Annotated in this window: 1 protein-coding gene; it reads left to right on the top strand. The window is 65.4% G+C overall.

Features of this window, described 5'->3' with window-relative positions; genetic code table 11:
• Nucleotides 1-150: 150 nt before the first annotated feature.
• Nucleotides 151-1491 carry an IS1380 family transposase gene (locus tag ACYQ8L_RS18440; protein WP_459943286.1) on the top strand — a complete coding sequence of 447 codons (1341 nt, stop codon included), beginning with the start codon at nt 151-153 and terminating at the stop codon, nt 1489-1491.
• Nucleotides 1492-1720 lie beyond the last annotated feature (229 nt).

Below are 1720 nucleotides of genomic sequence, written 5' to 3'. Positions count from 1 at the left end.
CCTGAATCCGTGAACAGACCTGGTTGCGAGTATCTGGAAACGACCGTTTTTGCGCAGGCACATTCGACGCAACATCTGGATATTGTTGCCGATTCCATGCTAACATAGTGGCCTGGAATGTTCACCTTTTCGGTGAATCGGAGGGCCACCATGATCCGGTTCGGTATCGTTCAATCCCAAAGGGAGATCCTCACGTCCCACGCGGGGCTGGCGTTGGCTGGCCAGCTTCTGAACCGAAAGACCTCGCTGCGCCAGCGGGCCCGAAAGAGCTTGCCGGGCGGCGTGATCGACAGCGGCGACGTGGTGATCAGCTTCCTCGGCAACCTTCTGCTGGGGCAGCCGGATTTCGAGGCGATCCAGAACCGGCGAGGGGACAAGGTGTTCAAGACGACATTGGGGTTGCGCCACGTCCCTTCGGCGGAGACCCAACGCCAGCGGCTCGACGCCTTTCCCGAGGCGTTTCGGTGGGAGGTGGAGGACGAAGCCGTGGAACTCCTGCGGCAAACGAGCGCGCCGGTGAGCGCCACGGCCGGGGGGTGGGTGCCGCTGGATCTCGACGCCACGGCCTTGGACAACTCGGGCACGAAGAAGGAGGGGGTGTCGTACACGTATCAGGGATTTGCCGGGTACCTGGCCCTGGGGGCCTACCTGGGGCGGGAAGGGTGGTGCCTGGGCATGGAGCTTCGGCCCGGGAGCCAGCATAGTCAGAAGGAGTTTGTGCCCTTCTTGCAGAGGGTTTTGACCCGGGCGCGTTCTCTCGTGCGGCCGGGGCAGCGGGTGCTGGTGCGGTTGGACAGCGCCCATGATGCCTTGGAGACCCTGGTTGCGCTGGAGAAAGAGCGCGAGTGGGTGGACTGGATCGTGAAGTGGAACCCCCGCCAGCAGGATCCCGTGGTGTGGTGGGAGCGGGCGGAGAAGGAGAAGTGCGTGTTGCCCGAAGATCCCAAGCGTCCGCACGAACGAACGGCGTGGATCCACGAGGTCGTGGAGCGCACTTGGGAGGGGCGCACCCTGCGGTTTCGGCGGGTGGTGCGGCTGGTGCGGCGGGAGGCCGACCGGCACGGGCAGCTTCTGTTGACCCCGGAGATCGAGATCGAGGGCTGGTGGACCTCGGTGGATCGGCCCGGGGACGAGGTGGCCAAGGCGTACAACGGCCGGGGGACGAGTGAGCAGTTTCACAGCGAGTTCAAGACCGATCTGAACCTGGAGCGGTTGCCGTCCGGGAAGTTCCGGACGAACGCGCTGGTGCTGTCGTTGGGGGTGGTGGCCTACAACCTTCTGCGGCTCTTGGGGCAGAAGGTGTTGGTGGGCCCGGGGGCGCCGGTTCGGCACCCGGCCGAGCGTCGGCGGCTTCGCACGGTGATGCAGGAGTTGATGTACCTGGCGGCGCGGGTGGTCCGACGGGGGCGGCGCTGGTGGTTGCGATTTGGAGCCCACTGTCCGGCGTTCGAGGCCTACGCCCGGGCGTACGAGTGGGCGGCCACGGTCTGAACCCGCGAACCAGGCGTGGCTGACCCGGGGGGCGAGAGGGGGCCGAAGGGCCCAGTCTACCTTCCGGGCGGAGTTGTCACACTTGCACAGGAGGAATTGTTGGCTCATGCGGCCGTAAAACCCTCTTTGTAGAACTTGGAACCGACGCCGTCAGGGCTCGGTGGGGGCGAAAGATCCCGTCCAAAGGGTCTACCCCCCGTGCACGGCCAAAGCGCTCACGGATCCAGGA

Source organism: Deferrisoma palaeochoriense, from assembly GCF_054656955.1.
Note: the sequence above shows the minus strand (reverse complement) of the source record. Positions and strands in the feature narration are given on the sequence as shown.